Annotated in this window: 16 protein-coding genes; 12 read left to right on the forward strand and 4 right to left on the reverse strand. The window is 57.3% G+C overall.

What is annotated here, in order from left to right; all coding sequences use genetic code 11:
• Positions 1-14: 14 nt before the first annotated feature.
• From ACUXVA_RS30395 to ACUXVA_RS30405, 3 genes are all read right to left on the reverse strand, one after another.
• A complete protein-coding gene (locus ACUXVA_RS30395; RefSeq protein ID WP_265082222.1) occupies positions 15-578 on the reverse strand; it encodes an NADPH-dependent FMN reductase in 564 nt (187 codons plus the stop codon).
• Positions 579-995: 417 nt separating this feature from the next.
• Entirely contained in the window at positions 996-1,319 is a 324-nt protein-coding gene (locus ACUXVA_RS30400) for a (2Fe-2S)-binding protein (RefSeq protein WP_265082221.1), read from the reverse strand.
• 11 nt (positions 1,320-1,330) lie between these two features.
• Complete coding sequence (locus ACUXVA_RS30405; RefSeq protein WP_445489955.1) at positions 1,331-2,569, reverse strand: cytochrome P450; 1,239 nt, start codon at positions 2,567-2,569, stop codon at positions 1,331-1,333.
• Between the two features lie 283 nt (positions 2,570-2,852).
• Between ACUXVA_RS30405 and ACUXVA_RS30410 the strand changes: the two genes are divergently transcribed.
• From ACUXVA_RS30410 to ACUXVA_RS30450, 9 genes are all read left to right on the forward strand, one after another.
• Positions 2,853-5,183 (forward strand): molybdopterin-dependent oxidoreductase, encoded by a 2,331-nt coding sequence (locus ACUXVA_RS30410; protein ID WP_445489957.1) that lies wholly within the window; start codon positions 2,853-2,855, stop codon positions 5,181-5,183.
• Positions 5,184-5,898: 715 nt separating this feature from the next.
• Positions 5,899-6,504 (forward strand): MSMEG_1061 family FMN-dependent PPOX-type flavoprotein, encoded by a 606-nt coding sequence (locus tag ACUXVA_RS30415; protein WP_265082219.1) that lies wholly within the window; start codon positions 5,899-5,901, stop codon positions 6,502-6,504.
• Positions 6,505-8,112: a GMC family oxidoreductase gene (locus ACUXVA_RS30420; RefSeq protein ID WP_265082218.1), complete on the forward strand. Its 1,608-nt coding sequence runs from the start codon at positions 6,505-6,507 to the stop codon at positions 8,110-8,112.
• Between the two features lie 105 nt (positions 8,113-8,217).
• Positions 8,218-9,750: an ABC transporter substrate-binding protein gene (locus tag ACUXVA_RS30425; RefSeq protein ID WP_445489960.1), complete on the forward strand. Its 1,533-nt coding sequence runs from the start codon at positions 8,218-8,220 to the stop codon at positions 9,748-9,750.
• Positions 9,751-9,857: 107 nt separating this feature from the next.
• A complete protein-coding gene (locus ACUXVA_RS30430; RefSeq protein WP_265082217.1) occupies positions 9,858-10,865 on the forward strand; it encodes an ABC transporter permease in 1,008 nt (335 codons plus the stop codon).
• 4 nt (positions 10,866-10,869) lie between these two features.
• On the forward strand, positions 10,870-11,757 hold the full coding sequence (locus ACUXVA_RS30435; protein WP_265082216.1) for an ABC transporter permease: 888 nt from the start codon (positions 10,870-10,872) through the stop codon (positions 11,755-11,757).
• A complete protein-coding gene (locus ACUXVA_RS30440; RefSeq protein ID WP_265082215.1) occupies positions 11,754-12,632 on the forward strand; it encodes an ABC transporter ATP-binding protein in 879 nt (292 codons plus the stop codon). Before ACUXVA_RS30435 ends, ACUXVA_RS30440 begins: the two co-directional genes overlap by 4 nt.
• Complete coding sequence (locus ACUXVA_RS30445; RefSeq protein ID WP_445489963.1) at positions 12,625-13,479, forward strand: ABC transporter ATP-binding protein; 855 nt, start codon at positions 12,625-12,627, stop codon at positions 13,477-13,479. The genes ACUXVA_RS30440 and ACUXVA_RS30445 overlap by 8 nt, the downstream gene beginning before the upstream one ends.
• 258 nt (positions 13,480-13,737) lie before the next feature.
• Positions 13,738-13,983: a helix-turn-helix domain-containing protein gene (locus ACUXVA_RS30450; RefSeq protein ID WP_265082214.1), complete on the forward strand. Its 246-nt coding sequence runs from the start codon at positions 13,738-13,740 to the stop codon at positions 13,981-13,983.
• Positions 13,984-13,991: 8 nt separating this feature from the next.
• Here ACUXVA_RS30450 and ACUXVA_RS30455 read toward each other — a convergent pair whose 3' ends face one another.
• Positions 13,992-14,279, reverse strand: a complete 288-nt coding sequence (locus ACUXVA_RS30455; RefSeq protein ID WP_265082213.1) for a hypothetical protein — start codon at positions 14,277-14,279, stop codon at positions 13,992-13,994.
• A gap of 388 nt (positions 14,280-14,667) precedes the next feature.
• Between ACUXVA_RS30455 and ACUXVA_RS30460 the strand changes: the two genes are divergently transcribed.
• The 3 genes from ACUXVA_RS30460 to ACUXVA_RS30470 all read left to right on the forward strand — a co-directional run bounded on the left by ACUXVA_RS30460 (position 14,668) and on the right by ACUXVA_RS30470 (position 18,649).
• Positions 14,668-15,795, forward strand: coding sequence for a hypothetical protein (locus ACUXVA_RS30460; RefSeq protein ID WP_445489966.1), 1,128 nt, complete (start codon positions 14,668-14,670; stop codon positions 15,793-15,795).
• A 472-nt stretch (positions 15,796-16,267) separates the two neighbouring features.
• Positions 16,268-17,206, forward strand: coding sequence for an MBL fold metallo-hydrolase (locus ACUXVA_RS30465; RefSeq protein ID WP_265082211.1), 939 nt, complete (start codon positions 16,268-16,270; stop codon positions 17,204-17,206).
• Positions 17,207-17,452: 246 nt separating this feature from the next.
• Positions 17,453-18,649: a cytochrome P450 gene (locus tag ACUXVA_RS30470; protein ID WP_265082210.1), complete on the forward strand. Its 1,197-nt coding sequence runs from the start codon at positions 17,453-17,455 to the stop codon at positions 18,647-18,649.
• Positions 18,650-18,694 lie beyond the last annotated feature (45 nt).

An 18,694-nucleotide genomic window follows, 5' to 3' on the forward strand; every position in this document is an offset into this window, starting at 1 on the left:
GCCTTTGAGTCTGCCTATTTGAGTCGTTCCGCGAAGGTAGCGAACGCTTCCAGGTGTGCTTTTACAAAGTTGACTGTCGTTTCGTCGGTGATCTTTCCCGCTTCCACATCGACCTTGCCATTGATGCCGCCGATCATGACTTCGGGCTTCGTAAAGGCGATTGCGTCCAGGAAGACCAGGACCTGACGGAGATGATACTGCATCCTGGCGCCGGCAATCGGCCCCGGAGATCCGGACATGATCGAGACAGGCTTACCTGAAAATGGCGCATCCGGGAGACGCGACAGCCAATCGAGCGCGTTCTTCAATCCGCCTGGAATTGAGTAGTTGTACTCGGGAGACACAACGATGACGCCGTCGGCGGACTTGATAGCCTCCCCCATTGCGACCACGGGCGCCGGGAAGCCGTGTGCATGGGCATCTGCATCGTAGATTGGAAACTGGCCGACGGACTGCAAAAATGTGATCTTCACGTTGGCTGGCGCGAGAGAAGGCAAGGCCTTCGCGAAGGCTGCATGAAAGGAGCCTTTACGAAGGCTCCCGAGCATGACAACGAAGTTGAGAGGGGACTTATTCATAGCATATTCCTATCGTTACGATCAAAGATTTGGGTACTGAGCGGCGGAGATCGCCGCACATTGCGAGTGATGGCAACGCCAGTGACAAAAAAACTGGTCAAGCGTCAATCGGAGCGGATGTAAATTCTCGCGCTGTTCAGATGGGGGCACGCGCAAACCTCTGCTGTACCGCGCGAATCTAATTGATGCTCAGTGAATGAGCATCACGACCTGCCACGGACCAGCTTCACAAGTCGCTCCCCTACGTCGTACCCGAAATTTGCAAAATCATGCGAGAACTACGCGGCAGGTCGGATATCCAAGTGTTTGCCGCGCCACCTATTGGACTAGCAGCCAGTGCGAGCGTCGACTTCAGATATCCCATTATTCTGCCTTGCATAAGGTGCCGCTTCGGCCGGCGCCAGCGCATCGGGAGAATCACACCTGCCGCTCCGGCAGTCTCAGCACGATACCGTCGAGCGCGGACGTAACATGGATCTGGCAGGACAATCGGCTAGTCGGCAGCCGTTCGGTCGCAATGCCCTCGAGCAGCGCATCCTCGTCGTCGCTGACGTCAGGCAGGCGCGCGAGCCAGCTCTCGTCGACATAGACATGGCAGGTCGCGCACATCGCGTTGCCGCCGCATTCGGCCAGAATGCCTTTGAGCCCGTGGCGGGTCGCGGCCTGCATCGCGCTGTCGCCGTCGCTGATCTCGACACGGTCGGACTTGCCGTCGGGATGGATGAAAATGATGGCGGGCATAATATTTCTCCTCAAGCCGGGGTAACGGTGACTGGCAGGCTATCGAGTCCACGCAGCGTGTTGTTGAAACGGCGTTTCGGCTCGCCCGTTATCTCGATCTTGGCAATCCGCTGCGCAAGCGCGGTCAGCATGACCTCACCTTCGAGGCGGGCGACAAGTTGCCCGACACACATGTGGATGCCGGAGCCGAAGCCAACATGACCGGAGGTGCGGCGGGTGATGTCGTAGCTGTCAGGCGCGTCCCAGCGCCGCGGATCGCGGTTAGCGGCCCCGAGGAACATCAGGACCTTCTCGCCTTCGCCTATGCGATGGCCGGATATCTCGACTTCACGCGTGGTCGTCCGGAAGAAGGTCTGGACCGGGCTTTCGAAGCGGACCGCCTCCTCGAACGCGCTGCGCGCCAGCGTCGGATCCTGGCGCAGCAGCGCAAACTGTTCGGGGAATCGCGCGAGACAATAGACGGCGGCCCCAATTCCGTTGACGGTCGTATCGATGCCGGCCGAGAGCAACGCTCGCACGAGGAGCGACGCCTCCGCTCCGGTAATATCGCCGGTATCGGCCCGCGCGTGGATACAGCCGGCAAATCCCTCCGGCGCCACGTTTTCGCGCTGGCATTGCTCCTGGACGTAGGCCTGATGCGGCGCCGAGCGTTCGAGCGCCTTTTGGCGCAGCTCATTCGGCGGACCGAATGCATTGAAGCCAACGACCGCATAGGGCAGCAGATGTTCGCGCCCTTCCTGTTTTAGCCCCAATGCATCGGGGAAGACGGACATCGGGAAGGCTTCCGCCAGGTCGGCGATCGCATCAAAACTTTTCACTTTCAGCAATTCGTCAACCTTTGCGGCAGCGGCGGCGGCGAAGCCCTCGCGCAACCGCTTCACCACGCTTGCCGACAGCACCTGATTCAGCACCGCGCGCGTTCTTGCATGCGCCGGCGGATCGGCTTCGAGAATAATACTCTGCGGACGCCACGGCTTCTCCTTAGCGAAATCGCTAAGGCCCACACCGCGACCCGAACAAAAAGTGAGCGGATCGTTGAGCACGGCGTGCACTTCGGCATAACGCGCCACCGCATAGACGTTCCATTTGTCGAGATAAACGACCGGCCCGGCCTCCCGCAAAAGATCATGGGTCGGATAGGGATCGGAAAAAAACTCGGTTGAGAACGGATCGACGTCCAGATGCGGAATACCTGACAATCCCTCAATCGCGCCGCTGTCGGCTGCCGGTCCGGAATTCGCTGCACTCATTTTGATCTCCCGAATCTCTTTACAGGGTACACGCCGAGTTCTCGCCTAAATCATTAAGACATAACGTCAAATTCCCGGATGTGCTCTCGAAGCTGGCCGTCGCAGCACGGGGCAATCCTTGCCCATCCGTAATATTACAAAAAATACTCTTTGAAATAAAGCGGTAATATTTATAACGTCAACAAAAGCCCCGATAAGCTGAGCAAGCGATCTGGCCATCGAGATTCGAGACCCCGCCCTAAAAAGCAATTTTAATGCCGAATTTGCGAGCGAGAGCAGCAGCATGAAAAAGATGACCCAGACCGCGTCGCATTGGGGCGTATTCAACGTCGAAACTGCCAATGGCGAAATTCTCGGCACCACGCCTTTTTCGAGGGATCCGCGACCAGCCAGCTATGTCGGCTCTCTGCCTGAAACCGTTCGGCATGAGCTGAGGATCGAACGCCCCCACGTGCGGGAAAGCTACCTTCGCCATCGCGAGAAAGCCCCGCGCAACCGAGGTGGCGAAGCCTTCGTTCCGGTTTCATGGGAAGTCGCGCTTGATTTGATTGAAGATGAGCTCCGCCGCGTCAAGGACCGCTACGGTAATGAGGCCATCTATGGGGGGTCCTATGGCTGGGCCAGCGCAGGTCGTCTCCACCACTCCCCCAGCGTCTTGAAACGCTTTCTTGGGCTGCATGGCGGGTACGTCGATAAGGCCGGGAATCATAGCTTCGGCGCCGCGGCTCATATCATGCCTTACGTCATAGGCGACCGAGATGTTCCATCTCAGTCGGTCCCTTTTTCCGAGATGATCGAGCACACAAAGCTCTTCATTATGTTCGGTGGAACCGCTCTCAAAAACTCCCAGATTGATGCGGGCGGTACGGTGCTGCACACGGTGGACGCTTGCTTTGCAGCGGCGAAGGCTCGTGGCATTCGCTTTGTCAACATCAGCCCGTCTCGAGATGATGCTGCTGCATCGCTGGGCGCAGAGTGGCTGCCCATCCGGCCAAATACCGACACGGCCTTTATGCTCGGCTTGGCGCATACCATCGTGGCTGAGGATCGCCACGACCGCGCGTTTCTTGCGCGCTATTGCGTCGGGTTTGAGCGCTTCGAAAACTACTTGCTGGGACGCACGGACGGTGTGCCAAAAGATGCGTCATGGGCGGCTGCGCTCACGGGGATTTCAGCTTCGACCATCGCCGACCTTGCGCGTCGCATGGCGGAGACACGCACATTGATCAACACAAGCTGGTCGGTGCAAAGAGCGGATCATGGCGAACAACCGGTGTGGATGACCGTTACATTGGCGGCGATCCTCGGGAAAATCGGGCTTCCAGGAGGCGGGTTCAGTCTGGGCTTGGGGGCGACCAACAGCATTGGAATGACGTGTCTGGACATCCCGCGACCGAAGCTTCCGCTCGGGCCCAATCCCATCCGCACGCACGTGCCTGTCGGGCGTGTCGCGGAAATGTTGCTTAATCCTGGCACTGAGCTGCAATACAACGGCAAGGCTCTCAAACTCCCCGACATCAAACTGATCTATTCAGTGGGAGGCAACCCGTTTCACCACAATGCCAACCTCAATCGCTTTGTCGAGGCGTGGCAGCGGCCGGATACAATCATCGTCCATGAGCCGTGGTGGACGCCGCCAGCCCGGTTTGCCGACATCGTGTTGCCCGCGACGACCACGATGGAACGGAACGATATCCTCGCCACGGAGCGCACCAGCTTCTATATCGCCATGCATAAGGTGATAGAGCCGGTCGGCCAGAGCAGAAACGATTTTGACGTTTTTGCTGAATTGTCGGCGCGTCTGGGTTTTCATGACGCTTACACGTGCGGTCGCAACGAGATGGGCTGGCTGCGCCACATGTATGAGGAAGCCCGGATAATCGCGCAGGAACGCGGCTACTCGCCCCCTCCGTTCGATACATTCTGGGCCGAAGGATCTTACGAATTCCCGTCGCTTCAACAGGACGAGACATTCTTGGGTGCATTCCGTTCGGATCCCGAAGCGAACCGGCTTGACACCCAGTCCGGCAAAATCGAGCTCACCTCCGCGCTCATCGAGAGTTTCAACTATGACGATTGCCCGGCTCATGCGACCTGGATCGAGCCGGCGGAGTGGCTCGGAAGTGGCAAGGCCGATAAATATCCCATCCATCTTCTCTCTCATCAGCCGTCCGTCCGCTTGCACAGCCAGTTGGATATGTCTCCGGTGAGCCGGGCCTCTAAGCTCAACGGCCGAGAGCCCATCAGTCTGAGCTACGAGGACGCAAGCGCCCGCGGCCTGACCGAGGGTGATCTTGTGCGCGTCTATAATGATCGAGGTGCATTCATAGCCGCGGTAAAGATCGTGGACAGCCTACGCCCAGGGGTTGCCCAGATGGCGACCGGTGCGTGGTACGATCCCTCTGAACCGGGGAAGGTCGGCTCTCTCGAAAAACACGGCAATCCGAACGTCGTGACCGACGACAGGGGCACTTCGCAGTTGGCACAGGGCTCAATTGCGCAGACCGTGCTTGTCGAAATCGAAAAATGCATGGTCGCGCCACCGGTGACAGCATTCGATCTACCGACGATCACCGAGCTTCCCCCACCTCCTCTTGATATCGGAAGCCGCTGATCTCAAAAACCTGGAGCCCCGCTCTATGACGTCGATGTTAGCGCGCAGGACGCGGAGCAATCGCCACGGGACATCCACAGGCCGCGGCTGATGAGGCGAGCGGGTTCATTTCAGGGGCCGTTCTGAGCATTGCGCCGGTGAGCTCTCGGTCTGGCCGGACGGACGCGAGCCCGTGAGGGCCGACTTGGGGCCAAAGAGCGTTGTCGTTCTTTTCCAGAACCGGCACTATCAGGAGAAAATGGGCAACCGGGGGCTGAGGCGCGCAAGGCCCATGTCGTCCTATTAACGGACCAGTACTTATCTCCGCTTGCTTAGCATGTGACGTCTCTACTCATGTCCAGCAACAGGCGCCCCCGTCTATTCGATTCTCTCGTCGGTGCCGCAGCTCTAACCGAATTTGTCGTCCTAGAGGGCGCTCACGCGATGAGCGCTCCAGCTAAAAGCGCCTCACCGATCTTCCCGCCTTTCAGCAGGACAATAAGAAGCGTCTCGGAGCTTGATCCGTTAAGGGCGGGAATAAATGGCCTTTGACCACTACGCGCAGCTTGTGGTGCACCGTCGTTAGGTGGCGGTTGGAGAAGAATACTGCCACGTGAATAGGCAGCTGGGTATGAAAATTACCGCTTGCCAGAATTATGTACAATTCATAACATCGTAATACTGGAAGCTCAAAACTCGGGCCTCATGACAATTTACCTCGTGCGAGAGAATTGCCTTGACCGATCTTGCTGCAAGTGACCTCGACGCAATCTATCCCAGGCCGAATTCGCGTGTGCTCGCGAAAGCGTGTCCTTCGATCGATGGTCATGCTCAGCGGTTCATCGCTATGTCGCCATTCTGCGTGATCGCTACGACGGGTGCAGACGGAAGCGCCGATGCATCACCGCGCGGCGGAAATCCCGGCTTCGTTCATGTCGAAGGCCCCAACCTGCTGTTGATGCCGGATCGGGCCGGCAACAATAGGCTCGACAGTCTCAGAAACATTATCGAAGGAAGCGGCTCTGTCCATCTGCTCTTCTTCGTGCCGGGCATCGATGAAGTGCTCCGGATCAATGGCAGGGGCGTCGTCACCGCTGAACCAGAGCTCCTGAATCGGATGATCGAATTCGGCAAGGAGCCTAGAGCGGTTCTCCGTATAGAAGTGGAAGAAACTTACTTCCACTGCGGCAAGGCCGCAATGCGGTCCAAGCTCTGGTCAGACGAGGCGCGCGTCAAGCGGTCTAGTTTTCCTAGCATCGGTGAGATCAATCATGATCGCACTTCACTCGGCGAGCCGGAACGTCAGGCCGTCGTTGAAGCGATTTATAAAGAGCAGTTGTAAATGGCCAATTCACGCTCAGATCAGAGTTACGAATTCATCGTCGTCGGTGGTGGAACTTCCGGTAGCGTCATTGCCGGCCGGTTAGCCCAGGCAGGCCGTTCGGTCTTGCTGCTTGAGGGTGGCCGCGATGACAATACCTCGTTCATTCACATGCCAGGCGGTTTCGTCCGCTTGTTTACAAGCGATCGAGTGGTGGCTTATCAAACGACGCCACAGAACAATGCCGATTCCCGAACCTTCTTTATCCCGCAGGCAAACACGTTGGGGGGCGGAAGTTCGGTCAACGCCATGATCTATATCCGCGGCTCGGCGGAAGATTACAACGAATGGCGAGATCTAGGATGCACCGGCTGGGGCTGGGATGACGTCTTGCCGTTTTTCAAGAAGTCAGAATGCAACGATACGCTTTCCGAGCCGTATCACGGAGTCGATGGGCCCGTTAAAGTCAGCAACGCCTGGCACGGAATCCCGACCAATCTCGCCTTCATCAAGGCTGGCCAAGAGATTGGACTCCCGTACAATCACGATTTCAACGGTCAGCGACAAGAGGGCGTCGGTTTCTATCAGTCGACTTGCTTCAAGGGGCGTCGCAGCAGCTCTGCGGTGAGCTATTTATCGCCGCGAAATCTTCACCCAAAGCTGACGGTGCGGACGAACTGCAAGGTGCTGAAGCTCGTCATCGAGGGGACGCGGGTAACCGGCGTTGTTTATCGTGGGAAAGATGGTTTAACGCATGAAGAGCGCGCCGCGAGAGAGGTCATACTGGCAGCGGGCGCGCTGGCTTCGCCGAAGATCCTGCAACTTTCCGGAATTGGACCCGCGCCGCTGCTCAAGGACAAGGGTATCGATGTCGTTTACGATGCCCCCGAGGTCGGTGAGAATTTTCAAAACCACGTCGAGGTGCCGTTACATTGCAGGTTGAAGGATCCAATCAGCCTGTTTGGCCAAGACAAAGGCTTTGCTGCACTTAAACATGGTTTGCAGTACGCGCTGTTTCGAAGCGGTCTGTTAGCCTCCAGCATCTGCGAGGCCGGCGCGTTCATCGATACCCAGGGAGCTGGCCGGCCGGACGTTCAGCTCTACCTGATCCCCTCTTTGTTCGGTTCGCCGGAATGGCCTGCACCTCCCGGCCATGGCGTCTCGATCTGCGTGCAGCTGCTGCGGCCCAAATCGCGCGGATCCGTGAGACTGAAGAGTGCCGCACCCGACGACCCCGTGGTTTTCGATGCGGGAGCGCTGGCGCATCAGGATGACGTCGATACCATCGTACGCGGCATCGAGGTCGCGAGGCGGATTATAAAGGCGCCGTCATTGGCCCGACTCGCCAACGGCGAGATCTATTCATCGCCTGAGGGCGAGGAGGACGCCGGTAATCCCGAGGGCTTCGTCAGGAAGTATACCCGCGCGGTCAGTCATGTTGCGGGTACCTGTCGTATGGGGGCTGATACGCGAGCCGTTGTCGACGTGCAGCTCCGTGTTAACGGCTTGTCTGGGCTGAGGGTGGCCGACGCTTCCGTCATCCCGAAATTGGTGAGCGGCAATACCAACGCCATTTCAACGCTAATCGGCGAACGTTGTGCGGATTTCGTACTTCGCAGCCTCGACTAAGGGCTGCCAAACATCGGACGGGCGTGCTCGCGTGCGGGTCTAGATGGAGTGCGAAAATCTGACGTTTTGGTACTTTATTTTTGATGTATATGAGGGGAGACGACTATGCTGCTGACAAGACGCCAGTCGCTCGCACTTGGTGCGGGTGCACTTTTGCAAGAAATGCTTTTCGCAAACTCGCGAGCGGTTGCCGCCGGATCGGATACACTGACCATTGCTTTCAACGTCAATTTGCAAGCCTTCGATCCAACCGTCGGACAACAGTCGGTAAATCCGACGACCCAGGCCATCTATCGCTCGATTTTCGACCAGTACGTCGGTCAGAAGCCCGACCTCACGTTTGAGCCAGGGCTGCTCACGGCCTGGGGTTGGAATGAGGACAAGACCAAGGTCTGGATGGACGTTCGCAAGGATGTGAAATGGCATGACGGCGCGCCATTCACGCCGGAAGACGTGGTCTGGTCGCTGGAGCGCGCCGCGAAAAAAGATGGCGGGAACCCGGCATACTTTATCTGGGCGACCGCCGGAAACTACAAAATCGATGGGAATCGCATCACCGGCGACGTACTGCGCTTCGAGCCGACATTTTTCATGTGGATGGCTTTTCTCACCGCATACGTTTTGCCGAAGGCCTATTACGAGAAAGTGGGCGCGGAAGGCTTCGAGAAAAAGCCAATTGGCACCGGCCCCTATATGGTCGACGAATATTCCGGCAATGCGTTCCTGCGCCTGAAAGCCAGCCCGAATTATTGGGGCCGGAAGCCAACATTCCAGACCGTGATCTTCAAGTTCGTACCCGATGCCACCACGCGCGTGGCCGAGATTGAGTCCGGATCGTCAGACGTCACGCTGGAGGTACCGTACGAGGAATACGATCGGCTGATCGCCAAGAAGGGCCTTGCCGGCGTGGCAGCGCCGATCTCAGACGTCGCCATGATCTTCATCACCAACAAGAACGTGATGCTCGACAAGAACGTCCGACTGGCGGCGATCCATGCGATCGACAAGAAGGCGATCGTCAGTCGTCTGCTGCACGGCTACGGCGTGCCGATCGATACGCTAGAGGCGCCGGAATATTCGGCCTTCGATCCCTCTATCAAGACGTCCTACGACCCGAAGAAGGCGGCCGAACTACTCAAGGCGTCAGGCTACTCCCCAGAGAAGCCGGTCAAGTTCACGATCCAGTCGACGCGCGGGTTCAAGCCGAAAGACTACGAGATGATCCAGGCGATCGTCGGCATGTGGCGTAAGGTCGGCATCGAGGCGGAGATTGAAGTGTACGAGATCGCCAAGCACTTCGAGCTGCGCACCACCCATAAATTGGCGCCCGCTGCCTTCTACAACTGGGGAGACGCGATCGGCGATCCGACCTGCTCGACGGGCTACGCGATGTTCGGCCCCTCGCCACACTCCGCCTGGAAATCGGATGATCTCGACGCGAAAATGGGGCCGCTTTGGGCGGAGAAGGACGAAAAGAAGCGGATCGATGGCTGGAAGGCCGTTAACCGGTACATCGAGGAACAGGGCTACGTGATCCCTCTTCTGCAGTATGTCCAGCCGATCGTCTATAAGTCCTCACTGAAGGTAACGCCGAATACGTCTGGCGCTCTACAGCCCGTATTGGTTGCCAACGCATAGGCCCGAGTACAGGCTTCGATCCACCTCCGCGGTGACTTTCGCTACGGAGGTGGACACTCCGTACGTAGCGACCTCCGAAACATCGACATAAAGACGATGATTGATAGATGAGCCCCATCACTCTCCTCAAGCGATTGATCATGGCAATTGGTACGCTCTTCGGCGTTGCCGTCGTCGTTTTCCTGTTGCTGCGCGTCGTCCCCGGCGATCCGGTCTCAATGATGATTTCGCCAGGCGCCAGCCAAGCCGATATCGCGGCACTGCGTGTCCAATACGGACTTGACGGAAGTATGTTTAAACAATTCGTCATCTGGATTTCGGCTGCACTACGCGGTGACTTCGGTGTCTCGATCTCGCTGCGCCGCGACGTTCTGCAACTGCTTGGAGAACGACTTCCGGCCACGATGGAACTCGCGATCGCCGCACTCGAATTTGCGGTCATCTTGGGCGGAACTGTCGCCATCGTCGGGACCATGGCGCGACGAACCGCGCTGGAGTCGACGATCGATGCCCTCAACGGTTTGTTTTTAGCGATTCCCGACTTCGTCTGGGCCCTGGCACTGGTGCTCGCGTTCGGCGTCTTTCTTCCGATCCTGCCGCTAACTGGAAGGATCGATCCTAGCGTGAGTTCAGGGATGGCGACGCCATTCTATTTTGCAGAGAGTATATTGCGGCTCCGGTTCGACGTATTGGCGGACGTCTCCAGGCATCTCGTGATGCCAATTCTAGCACTTGGGCTGCCACTGGCGGCTGTGATCGCCCGGGTGCTCAAGGGCTCGCTGAACGAGGCCATGGCCCAGGATTACATTCTGCTCGCCAGGCTCAAGGGAATGTCAAAGCTGCGGCTGGTCCTGCAGGAAGCGCTGCGAAACGCCATCGGACCCACGCTGGCACTCACCGGTGTGCAATTCACATTTCTGATCGGCGGCACCGTGATCGTGGAACGCATTTTTGCCTATCCGGGAATCGGCAATATGGCGATCGATGCGATGATCAACCGAGACCTTCCGCTCATCCAAGGGCTTGTTCTGATGTTTGCCGTTATTTTCATTGCTATCAATATTACTGTCGATCTGCTCGCCGTCGTTTTCAATCCAAAGCTCCGTAGGGGCTAGTGCAATGACCCGTGAAGCCGTCATTAACGCAGACCCGAGCAGTTCAAAACGATGTCTACCGACGATCTTGCGCGAGCCCAAGGTGACGATTGGTGGCGGTTTCATCCTGCTGCTGATCTTGATCGCCGTTTTTGCGCCATCGATCGCGCCGAAGAACCCGCTCGATCAAGACCTGATGCTCGCGTCCCTGCCACCGGTTGGATTTGACGGTAACGAGCCAGGCTATTTTCTCGGTACCGACACTCTCGGTCGTGACGTGCTATCGCGGCTCATCTTCGGAACCCGAGTGGCGATGACCGTGGCCTTCGTAGCCGCGGGCCTAGCCGCGTTGCTCGGGACTACGCTCGGTCTCCTTGCCGGCTGGTATCGTGGTTGGGCCGATGTCGCGATCTCGCGGCTGGTCGACATATGGATGGCTTTCCCACCGGTGCTGCTCTCGATCCTGCTCGTCGCCATGTTCGGCGCCGGACTGCGTTCGGTCGTTACCGCAATCGCGATCATCGACTGGACCCGCTTCTGTCGCGTCGTCCGAGCCGAGACAATGGCGCAGGCCCAAAGCGAATATGTCACGGCCGCCCGCGCCGTCGGCTTTCCTGGCCATCGCATCCTGACGCGCGAGATCCTGCCCAATATCGTACCGGCGTTGTTGGCTTTGATAAGCCTGGAAATGGGGATTGCTATCGTCGTTGAGGCCATCCTCTCCTTTGTCGGCCTGTCGGTCTCCTCCGATATCCCGACCTGGGGAGGTATGATCGCAGCGGGCCGTCAATCCATCTACCAGAGCTGGTGGGTGCTGGCGGCTCCGTTGGTCCTACTGTTTGCAACCGTCCTCGCGTTCAACCAGCTTGGCGAAGGGCTTCGCCGCGCTCTCGATCCGGTGCTCCGCCGATGACCGAACCCATTCTCCGAATTCGTAATCTCAGCGCCGTCTCGGACCTCGACAGCGGCACGCCAATTCTACGCCGAGTCAACCTTGAGGTCGCGCCGGGCGAGACGCTTGGCCTGGTCGGCGAAAGCGGGGCCGGCAAGTCTACTATTGCCAAGGCGCTGCTCGGCGTGCTGCCGCACACCGTGCGAATCACGCAAGGCGAGATCGTCTTCGACGGCCATAACCTGCGCACACTGCCGCCGCACGCGTTGCGCCAGATATTCGGCGATGTCATCGCGCTCATCCCGCAGGACCCCCTGACGGCGCTCAATCCCGGCCGGCGGATCGAGTTGCAGCTCACCGACGGCTTGCGCATGCGGCGCGGTATGTCTTGGCGCCAGGCGCGCGAACGCGCGATCAAGCTGCTCGACGAGGTCCACATCTCCGATACCGAGCGTGTGATGCGATCCTATCCACATGAGCTCTCTGGCGGTATGCGACAGCGCGTTCTGATTGCAGCTGCCTTTGCGCTTGAGCCTAAGCTGATCATTGCCGACGAGCCGACCACCGCGCTCGACGTTACCGTGCAAAAACAGATCCTGCGGCTGATTCGCGGTCTTCAGGAGGCGCACCGCACCGCGGTTGTTTTCGTCACACACGACCTCGGCGTCGTGGCACAGATCTGCGACCGCGTTACGCTGCTATTCGCTGGCACGGTGATCGAAGCCGGAAAGACGGCGGAAGTACTGGAAACGCCGACGCACCCTTACACCAAGGCACTAATTGCCGCCGGCCCACGCTACGACCAGCCTGGCGTGGGGCTCGCGCCTGTGCCCGAAGACATCATCAAAACTCTGCGAGCAGATATCGTCGCCTATGACGGAGGGAGCTATGTCTGAGCCCTTGATCTCTGCGACCGGTATTGAGGTCGTCTACGGCAGACACCGCCGCTCCCAAAGCAACGCCGGTGAGCACAAGGTGCTGCACGGCATCGATATTTACATCGATCGTCACGAGACCGTAGGGATCGTCGGCGAGTCGGGTTCCGGAAAGTCGACCCTTGGCCGAGCGCTGCTGAGACTGACTGAGGTTACCGAGGGCAGCATTTCCTTCGACGGGACGGACATAACACATATGCCGGAGCGGCAGATCAGGCCAATGCGGCGGCGCATGCAGATGATCTTTCAGGATCCGATGAGCTCGCTCAATCCTCGGCGGAGCATACGCCAAATATTGACGGAGCCTCTTTTGTTTCATCTCGTGGCGAAGAATAGCGCCGACGCAGAGAGACGCGTGCGATTTTTTTTCGATCGTGTCGGCCTACCCATCAGCTGTCTTGATCGTTCGCCGCAAGAGTTGTCAGGCGGGCAACGACAACGGGTTGGAATCGCGCGTGCAGCTTTGCTTGAGCCAGATTTTGTCTTGGCAGACGAGATCGTCTCCGGCCTGGACGTCTCGACGCAGGCCCAGACCTTGAACCTATTGAAATCTCTGACCCGCGAGATGGGGCTCGCAATGGCTTTTATCAGTCATGATCTCTCGGTGATCCGATCAGTATGCGACCGTGTATACGTTATGCGCCATGGACTAGTTGTCGAGCACGGTCGATGTGACGACATTTTCGCGAATCCGACGGATCCCTACACCAAGCTTCTCATAGATGCGATCCCCCTGCCGCGCATCGACCCGGGTTGGCTCGATCGCGGAGCGACAGAGGTAACCAACGAAGCCGCTCTGACGAATTGATGCCAGAGGCGGAGGGGCGGCGTGCGACGCAGGTTCAATAGTGACGGGAATGATCATTTCGCGTGTCACGGCGCTTATAGACTTCGTATTGGATTTTGCCGCGGCAGCCTCGTTCGATGCGGTTTAGGCGAGTTCGCTACACTCACGGCAGTTACCGTTTCGGCAAACAATCCGGTGCAAGGGGATTTACCCCGGACTGAGCAACGATAGGCCGTAATACATGACTGTTTTTGCCAACGCGTATTTACAGGACTTGGCATGCTGACGGTTACCAACCAGATCAAGGCGGCGCGGGCGTTGCTGGGATGGGGTCAATTCGAGTTATGTAAACGGGCTGGAGTGTCTATATCGACCATTCGGCGTCTTGAGGCCTCCGAAGGATTCATTGAAGCCCACTACGGCACTGTCGTGAAGGTCTGCGATGCGCTGAAATGCGCTGGCATCCACTTCATCGATGGTCCGAATTATGGAGTTCAGCTCACGAATCGGGAAGGTTCACTTTGACTGGTCGATCACTTCTCTACCGCGTGTCCCGACGGCACATCCGGGACGTTTCTCTGACCAGCATGTGGATAGATTGAACGGCGACCATCGCCGCTACTACGCTCATTCGTGATCCGGATTTCAGTGGCGACGAGATCCATGAACGAGGTCGCGATCACGCTGCCATCACCTTGCATGGCTCTGCCTCGCTCATCGATTGTTGCGCGGACCGGTAACGCATGGAGCAGCGCGGCGGCGAGCTCGCTGCTCGTTTCGATGCGACGGCGCAGGCATGGCGTTGCGGTCGATATCGACACGCTGATATAGCCAGCAACGCCTTCGCCAGCATCGAGGGCGCCGTGAGGAGAGGCTGGGATACGAGGAATGAATGAGGAGGCCGACCGCAACCCAACGCATCATAGCGAGCATTCAACGAGGCAGTATCGTTTCTGATGTGATCCGCGCACTTTGAGAAATTGATCGAAGCAGCATGATCGATCGATCATTACTCAAGGAGATATAAAATATATCATTCCAGCTATTATTCTTCTCATAATTGATATCACTGTCGTATTATTATGACGAGCATACTAAATGCGACACCAAGACATCTCATCATCTTGAGCTACGGGTTCTCACAGACGATGATCCTCCATCGAATGATAGCCGCTTCTTGGGCCGTTCGTTTCAAATTGGGGGACTTTGATGCATTACTTTAATCGGACAATAGCGATCACGGCTTGCTTAATAGCAATAACGGCTGGGACAATTCAATTTGCTGCCGCAGCTGATCAAGATGCGCCAGCGCTAAGCAAATCGTTTAAGGCGCCTTCGAAGCCTGCCGATCTGCCATTCTTTCTTATCGTCGACAATCGGGTCACATATTCCTGGATGCCCAAAGGTGTCGATCCGGGCATGTTCAGTGCTCGACCGGACGGCTCAATCAACGGCACGACGCCGAAGAGCGTCTATTCGTTCACCCACTTCGATGCGTGGCAATACGGTACCAACTTCCTGACCTTCTCGATGCTCAAGTCGGGTCACAACGATGCGGCCAGTCCCTGTGTAGCACCTGGGGTCACCATTACCGGGGCTGTGGCAGATTGTGCGGGCGCCACGGAATTCTTCGGTCTTCTGCGCAGCACTTTCGGCCTCAATGAAATCTTTGACACCAAGGCCTTCAGCCTAGGACCTCTGCGCAATATTTCGTTGGAAGTTGGGGCTTTCGGTGAAACGACGAATACCTTTCTCGCTCCCGCCGATCGCCAATTCGTCGCCGGTTTGCAATTCGCGTTCGATCTCCCTTACAAGGGCTTCTTCAATGTGGCGCCCCTGGCATACAAAGAATTCAATCACATCGCTTTCACTCAGTGCGGTCTGTTTGGTCCAGGCGTTCCCGGCGTGAGCTGCCAGGCCGACGGCAACATCGAATTCAAAACCACATGGGCAATCGAGACGAATTGGTACATGGACTTGGGCTTCCTCCCGGAGAATATGCAGTTTTTCTCCATCAGTGGCCGCGCGAGCTGGATCGGACCGAAGGGCGACTCGAATGGGCTCCCGGCGCTCTCCGGTGTTGGACGTTTCAGTACCGCGAGCAAAACGGAGTTTAACAGCGAGCCGATCCGCTTGACGTTCGATGCCGGTAAAGCCTTCATGGGTCCGAAGCATGCGCACGCTGTCGATCTTTGGGTGGCCTACTCCTATTGGCAAAACGTGCACGGTCTTGACCATAACGCAACGCCCGGCGTCTGCACGGTCGCCGCATCCGGCCAGAGTACTAAGAGCTGCACGCAATCCACGGTCTATACTGGCATTACAGTGAAGTTCTGATCTTTGCTCGTGCTAGATTCGCCGTAGCCGAACTGAGCGGGATGGCTTGCCTCGGGGCGAACCTCCCGCTCTTTTTTTACTCTACGGCGGATTCAGCGATCTTCCTGAAACTCCAGCGTTGTTGGAACATGTTCGGCGCGTTCCGGCGCGCTGTCGGAGTTAGCCGCAAGTCGAACAGGACGCCGGCACGACAGCCGGGCTGCCCGTTGACGGACGCCTATGGCGGCTTGCGAGCATCGATCGTCGGACTTTCCGTCGCATGAGACCTTGATGAGGAGAGGCACGCCCGGATCCGCTGCTGGGAGGTCTCTGCAGAGTACCCTGCTGACGCGGGTCCACAACGTGAAACGCGCGTTTCTCATAAAGCCAGGCGCATGGCAGGATTCGGCAGAAGGCATCATGAATTTGCAGGATACCCAGTCTTGATGATGTCAGTTTCGTGACTGGCGTATTCCGCAACGGGAGACATGACATGAAGCTGCCCCCTCTTTTAGACGTTCATCCGGCTCGTGACACAGACTATTCGATTTGGCCTCTCGCTTACTGTCAGTCGCATATGCCGTACGACTTCTTTGGGGGCTCGGGTCTTTACAGCAACAAGGGCATCGTCACGGTTCCGATGATCTACACACTGGTCGTCGGCGGCGAAGTCGGCGGCAAACAGCATGTGGCTCTTGTTGATTGCGGCTTCCAGAAGGGCGAATGGCTGAAGCGTTATTCCTTCTCGGGCTGGGAGGAGCCAAAGGACGTTCTGGAAAGGGTGGGCTTCTCACCGGAGGACGTGGACGTCATTTTGGTCACCCACATGCATTTCGATCATATTGGAAATTTTCGCGCGTTCCCAAACGCCAAACTGTATATCCAGCTCGACGAATATCTCGGGTGGTCGGAAGCAGTATGTAGCGCCCACCAGAACATGAACTCTGACGAAGAGAGAGCCTGGATACTTTCGTCGTTTGACCCAGAAGATCTTGTTCACGCCGCGGAGGGATTGGCCACGGGTCGGCTCTGCTTTGTTCGTGGAGAGGAAGAAATTCTGCCGGGCATCACGGCTCATCTCGCTAAAGATTCACACACGTTTGGCACTCAATTCTTTATGATCCGGACGCATAATGGACCATTCGCGGTCGCTGGAGACGCCGTCTATTGGTACTCGAATGTCGAGAAGATGTGGCCGCCAGGGTACAATCAAGGCAACTCATTCAACCAAATCAAAACGTTTCTGCAAATGCGCGAATTTTTGAAAAACGAGACAAATCGCATTATTCCCGGTCACGATCCAGTTCTCTGGCAGCGCCATCTAACCTGGGTCACTGCTAGCGGAAACCAGGTCGCTGAAGTCAATTTGCGCGACGGAGACAAGTCTCGAAAGCCTTATATCATACCGGCTTTTACGCCGGAATCGTCTTGATTGACTACGTGAACCGCCGGCATTTGGCGATGGTTCGAGGCATCGTCAAGCAGAATCGGTTTCCGGAGGAGATCGGGAAAGATCTCCAGATGCCGTTGAGTGCTTACGTGAGCCGCGGCTGGCCGAGGATCGATGCTCGATCCGACTCGCGGCGGGAAGAAGCATATTAAATTGGATTAAGAAACGTAACCTGCGCCAAGGCAAGAGCAGTCAACACCAAGCCGCGACCACAGAGGAGGAATACCAATGCTCGACACGAATAATCGAATTCCCCAATCTGATTACGATCCCTATCACGACGGCGCGTTGCCCCATCCTTTTCCGGGCTATGACATGCTGCGCGACATGGGTCCGGTTGTCTGGCTAACAAAATACGAGATGTATGCCTTGACGCGCTATTCGCCTGTCAGGCAGGCGCTCAGCGATGACGCAAATTTCGTGTCTGGACGAGGCGTGATGATGAACGATCAACTAAACACTCTTCTGGTCGGCAACACACTCTGCAGCGATGGCGATATGCACACCCGCCTTCGTAAAATTACGGCTGCTCCCATGACACCAGGTGCCCTCAAGGGTCTGCAGGACGAGATCCGCATGGAGAGCGAGGGGCTCGTCGACCGGTTGCTGGGCGATCGGGGCGGACGGTTCGACGCGGTCAAGGACCTTGCTCAATATTTGCCGCTGAAGATCGTGTCGAACGCGGTTGGCGTTGCCGAAGAGGGGCGCGAACGGATGCTGGAATGGTCAGAAGCCGCCTTCAATTGTTTCGGTCCGGCGAACGAGCGCACGTTGCGGTCGCTTCCGGTATTGGGGGAGATGGTGGAATACGCTAGCAGCCAGGCGGTGCGTGGCAAGCTTCGCAAGGGGAGCTGGGCCGATGCCATCCTCGATGCGGCCGACAGTGGCGCCGTTCCCAAAGAAGCCGTCTCAGTTCTAATGGGCGACTATCTTGTACCAAGTCTTGACACCACCATCTCTGGCATTGTCTCGGCTGTATGGCACTTCGCACGATCGCCCGATCAATGGGACAAGGTGCGCAATGACAATGCGTTGGTGCGCAATGCAGTAAACGAGGTATTGCGACTCGAAGCTCCGCTGCAGGGTTTTAGCCGATATGTTGCCAATGACGTTCAGATCGATGGAGTCACTATTCCCAAAGACAGCCGTGTGATCTGTTTCTATGGTGCGGCAAACCGGGACCCGCGACAATTCGAGAACCCAGACCGCTTCGACGTTACCCGGCACAACGCGAACATGCATCTCGCCTTCGGTTTCGGTACACATCAATGCTTGGGCATGAACCTTGCTCGCCTGGAAATCGTATCCCTCTTAACGGCCTTGCTGAGCCGCGTACGGCGCTTCCACATCCGAAATGAAAAACGGCTGATGAATAACGTTGTGCGCGCCTACGAATTACTCGAAGTAGAGGTTGAGTTTGACTGACGCACGAGACAAGCCGTCAGGTTCACGTCTAAGACGTCGAGGATG

It is taken from the genome of Rhodopseudomonas sp. RCAM05734 (assembly GCF_052658035.1).

Coding starts and splice junctions, on each gene's coding strand:
- ACUXVA_RS30410 (WP_445489957.1), top strand. CDS start 2,853: ATGAAAAAGATGACCCAGACCGCGTCGCATTGGGGCGTATTCAACGTC.
- ACUXVA_RS30440 (WP_265082215.1), top strand. CDS start 11,754: ATGACCGAACCCATTCTCCGAATTCGTAATCTCAGCGCCGTCTCGGAC.
- ACUXVA_RS30395 (WP_265082222.1), bottom strand. CDS start 578: ATGAATAAGTCCCCTCTCAACTTCGTTGTCATGCTCGGGAGCCTTCGT.
- ACUXVA_RS30470 (WP_265082210.1), top strand. CDS start 17,453: ATGCTCGACACGAATAATCGAATTCCCCAATCTGATTACGATCCCTAT.
- ACUXVA_RS30450 (WP_265082214.1), top strand. CDS start 13,738: ATGCTGACGGTTACCAACCAGATCAAGGCGGCGCGGGCGTTGCTGGGA.
- ACUXVA_RS30435 (WP_265082216.1), top strand. CDS start 10,870: ATGACCCGTGAAGCCGTCATTAACGCAGACCCGAGCAGTTCAAAACGA.
- ACUXVA_RS30445 (WP_445489963.1), top strand. CDS start 12,625: ATGTCTGAGCCCTTGATCTCTGCGACCGGTATTGAGGTCGTCTACGGC.
- ACUXVA_RS30465 (WP_265082211.1), top strand. CDS start 16,268: ATGAAGCTGCCCCCTCTTTTAGACGTTCATCCGGCTCGTGACACAGAC.
- ACUXVA_RS30420 (WP_265082218.1), top strand. CDS start 6,505: ATGGCCAATTCACGCTCAGATCAGAGTTACGAATTCATCGTCGTCGGT.
- ACUXVA_RS30430 (WP_265082217.1), top strand. CDS start 9,858: ATGAGCCCCATCACTCTCCTCAAGCGATTGATCATGGCAATTGGTACG.
- ACUXVA_RS30460 (WP_445489966.1), top strand. CDS start 14,668: ATGCATTACTTTAATCGGACAATAGCGATCACGGCTTGCTTAATAGCA.
- ACUXVA_RS30405 (WP_445489955.1), bottom strand. CDS start 2,569: ATGAGTGCAGCGAATTCCGGACCGGCAGCCGACAGCGGCGCGATTGAG.
- ACUXVA_RS30425 (WP_445489960.1), top strand. CDS start 8,218: ATGCTGCTGACAAGACGCCAGTCGCTCGCACTTGGTGCGGGTGCACTT.
- ACUXVA_RS30400 (WP_265082221.1), bottom strand. CDS start 1,319: ATGCCCGCCATCATTTTCATCCATCCCGACGGCAAGTCCGACCGTGTC.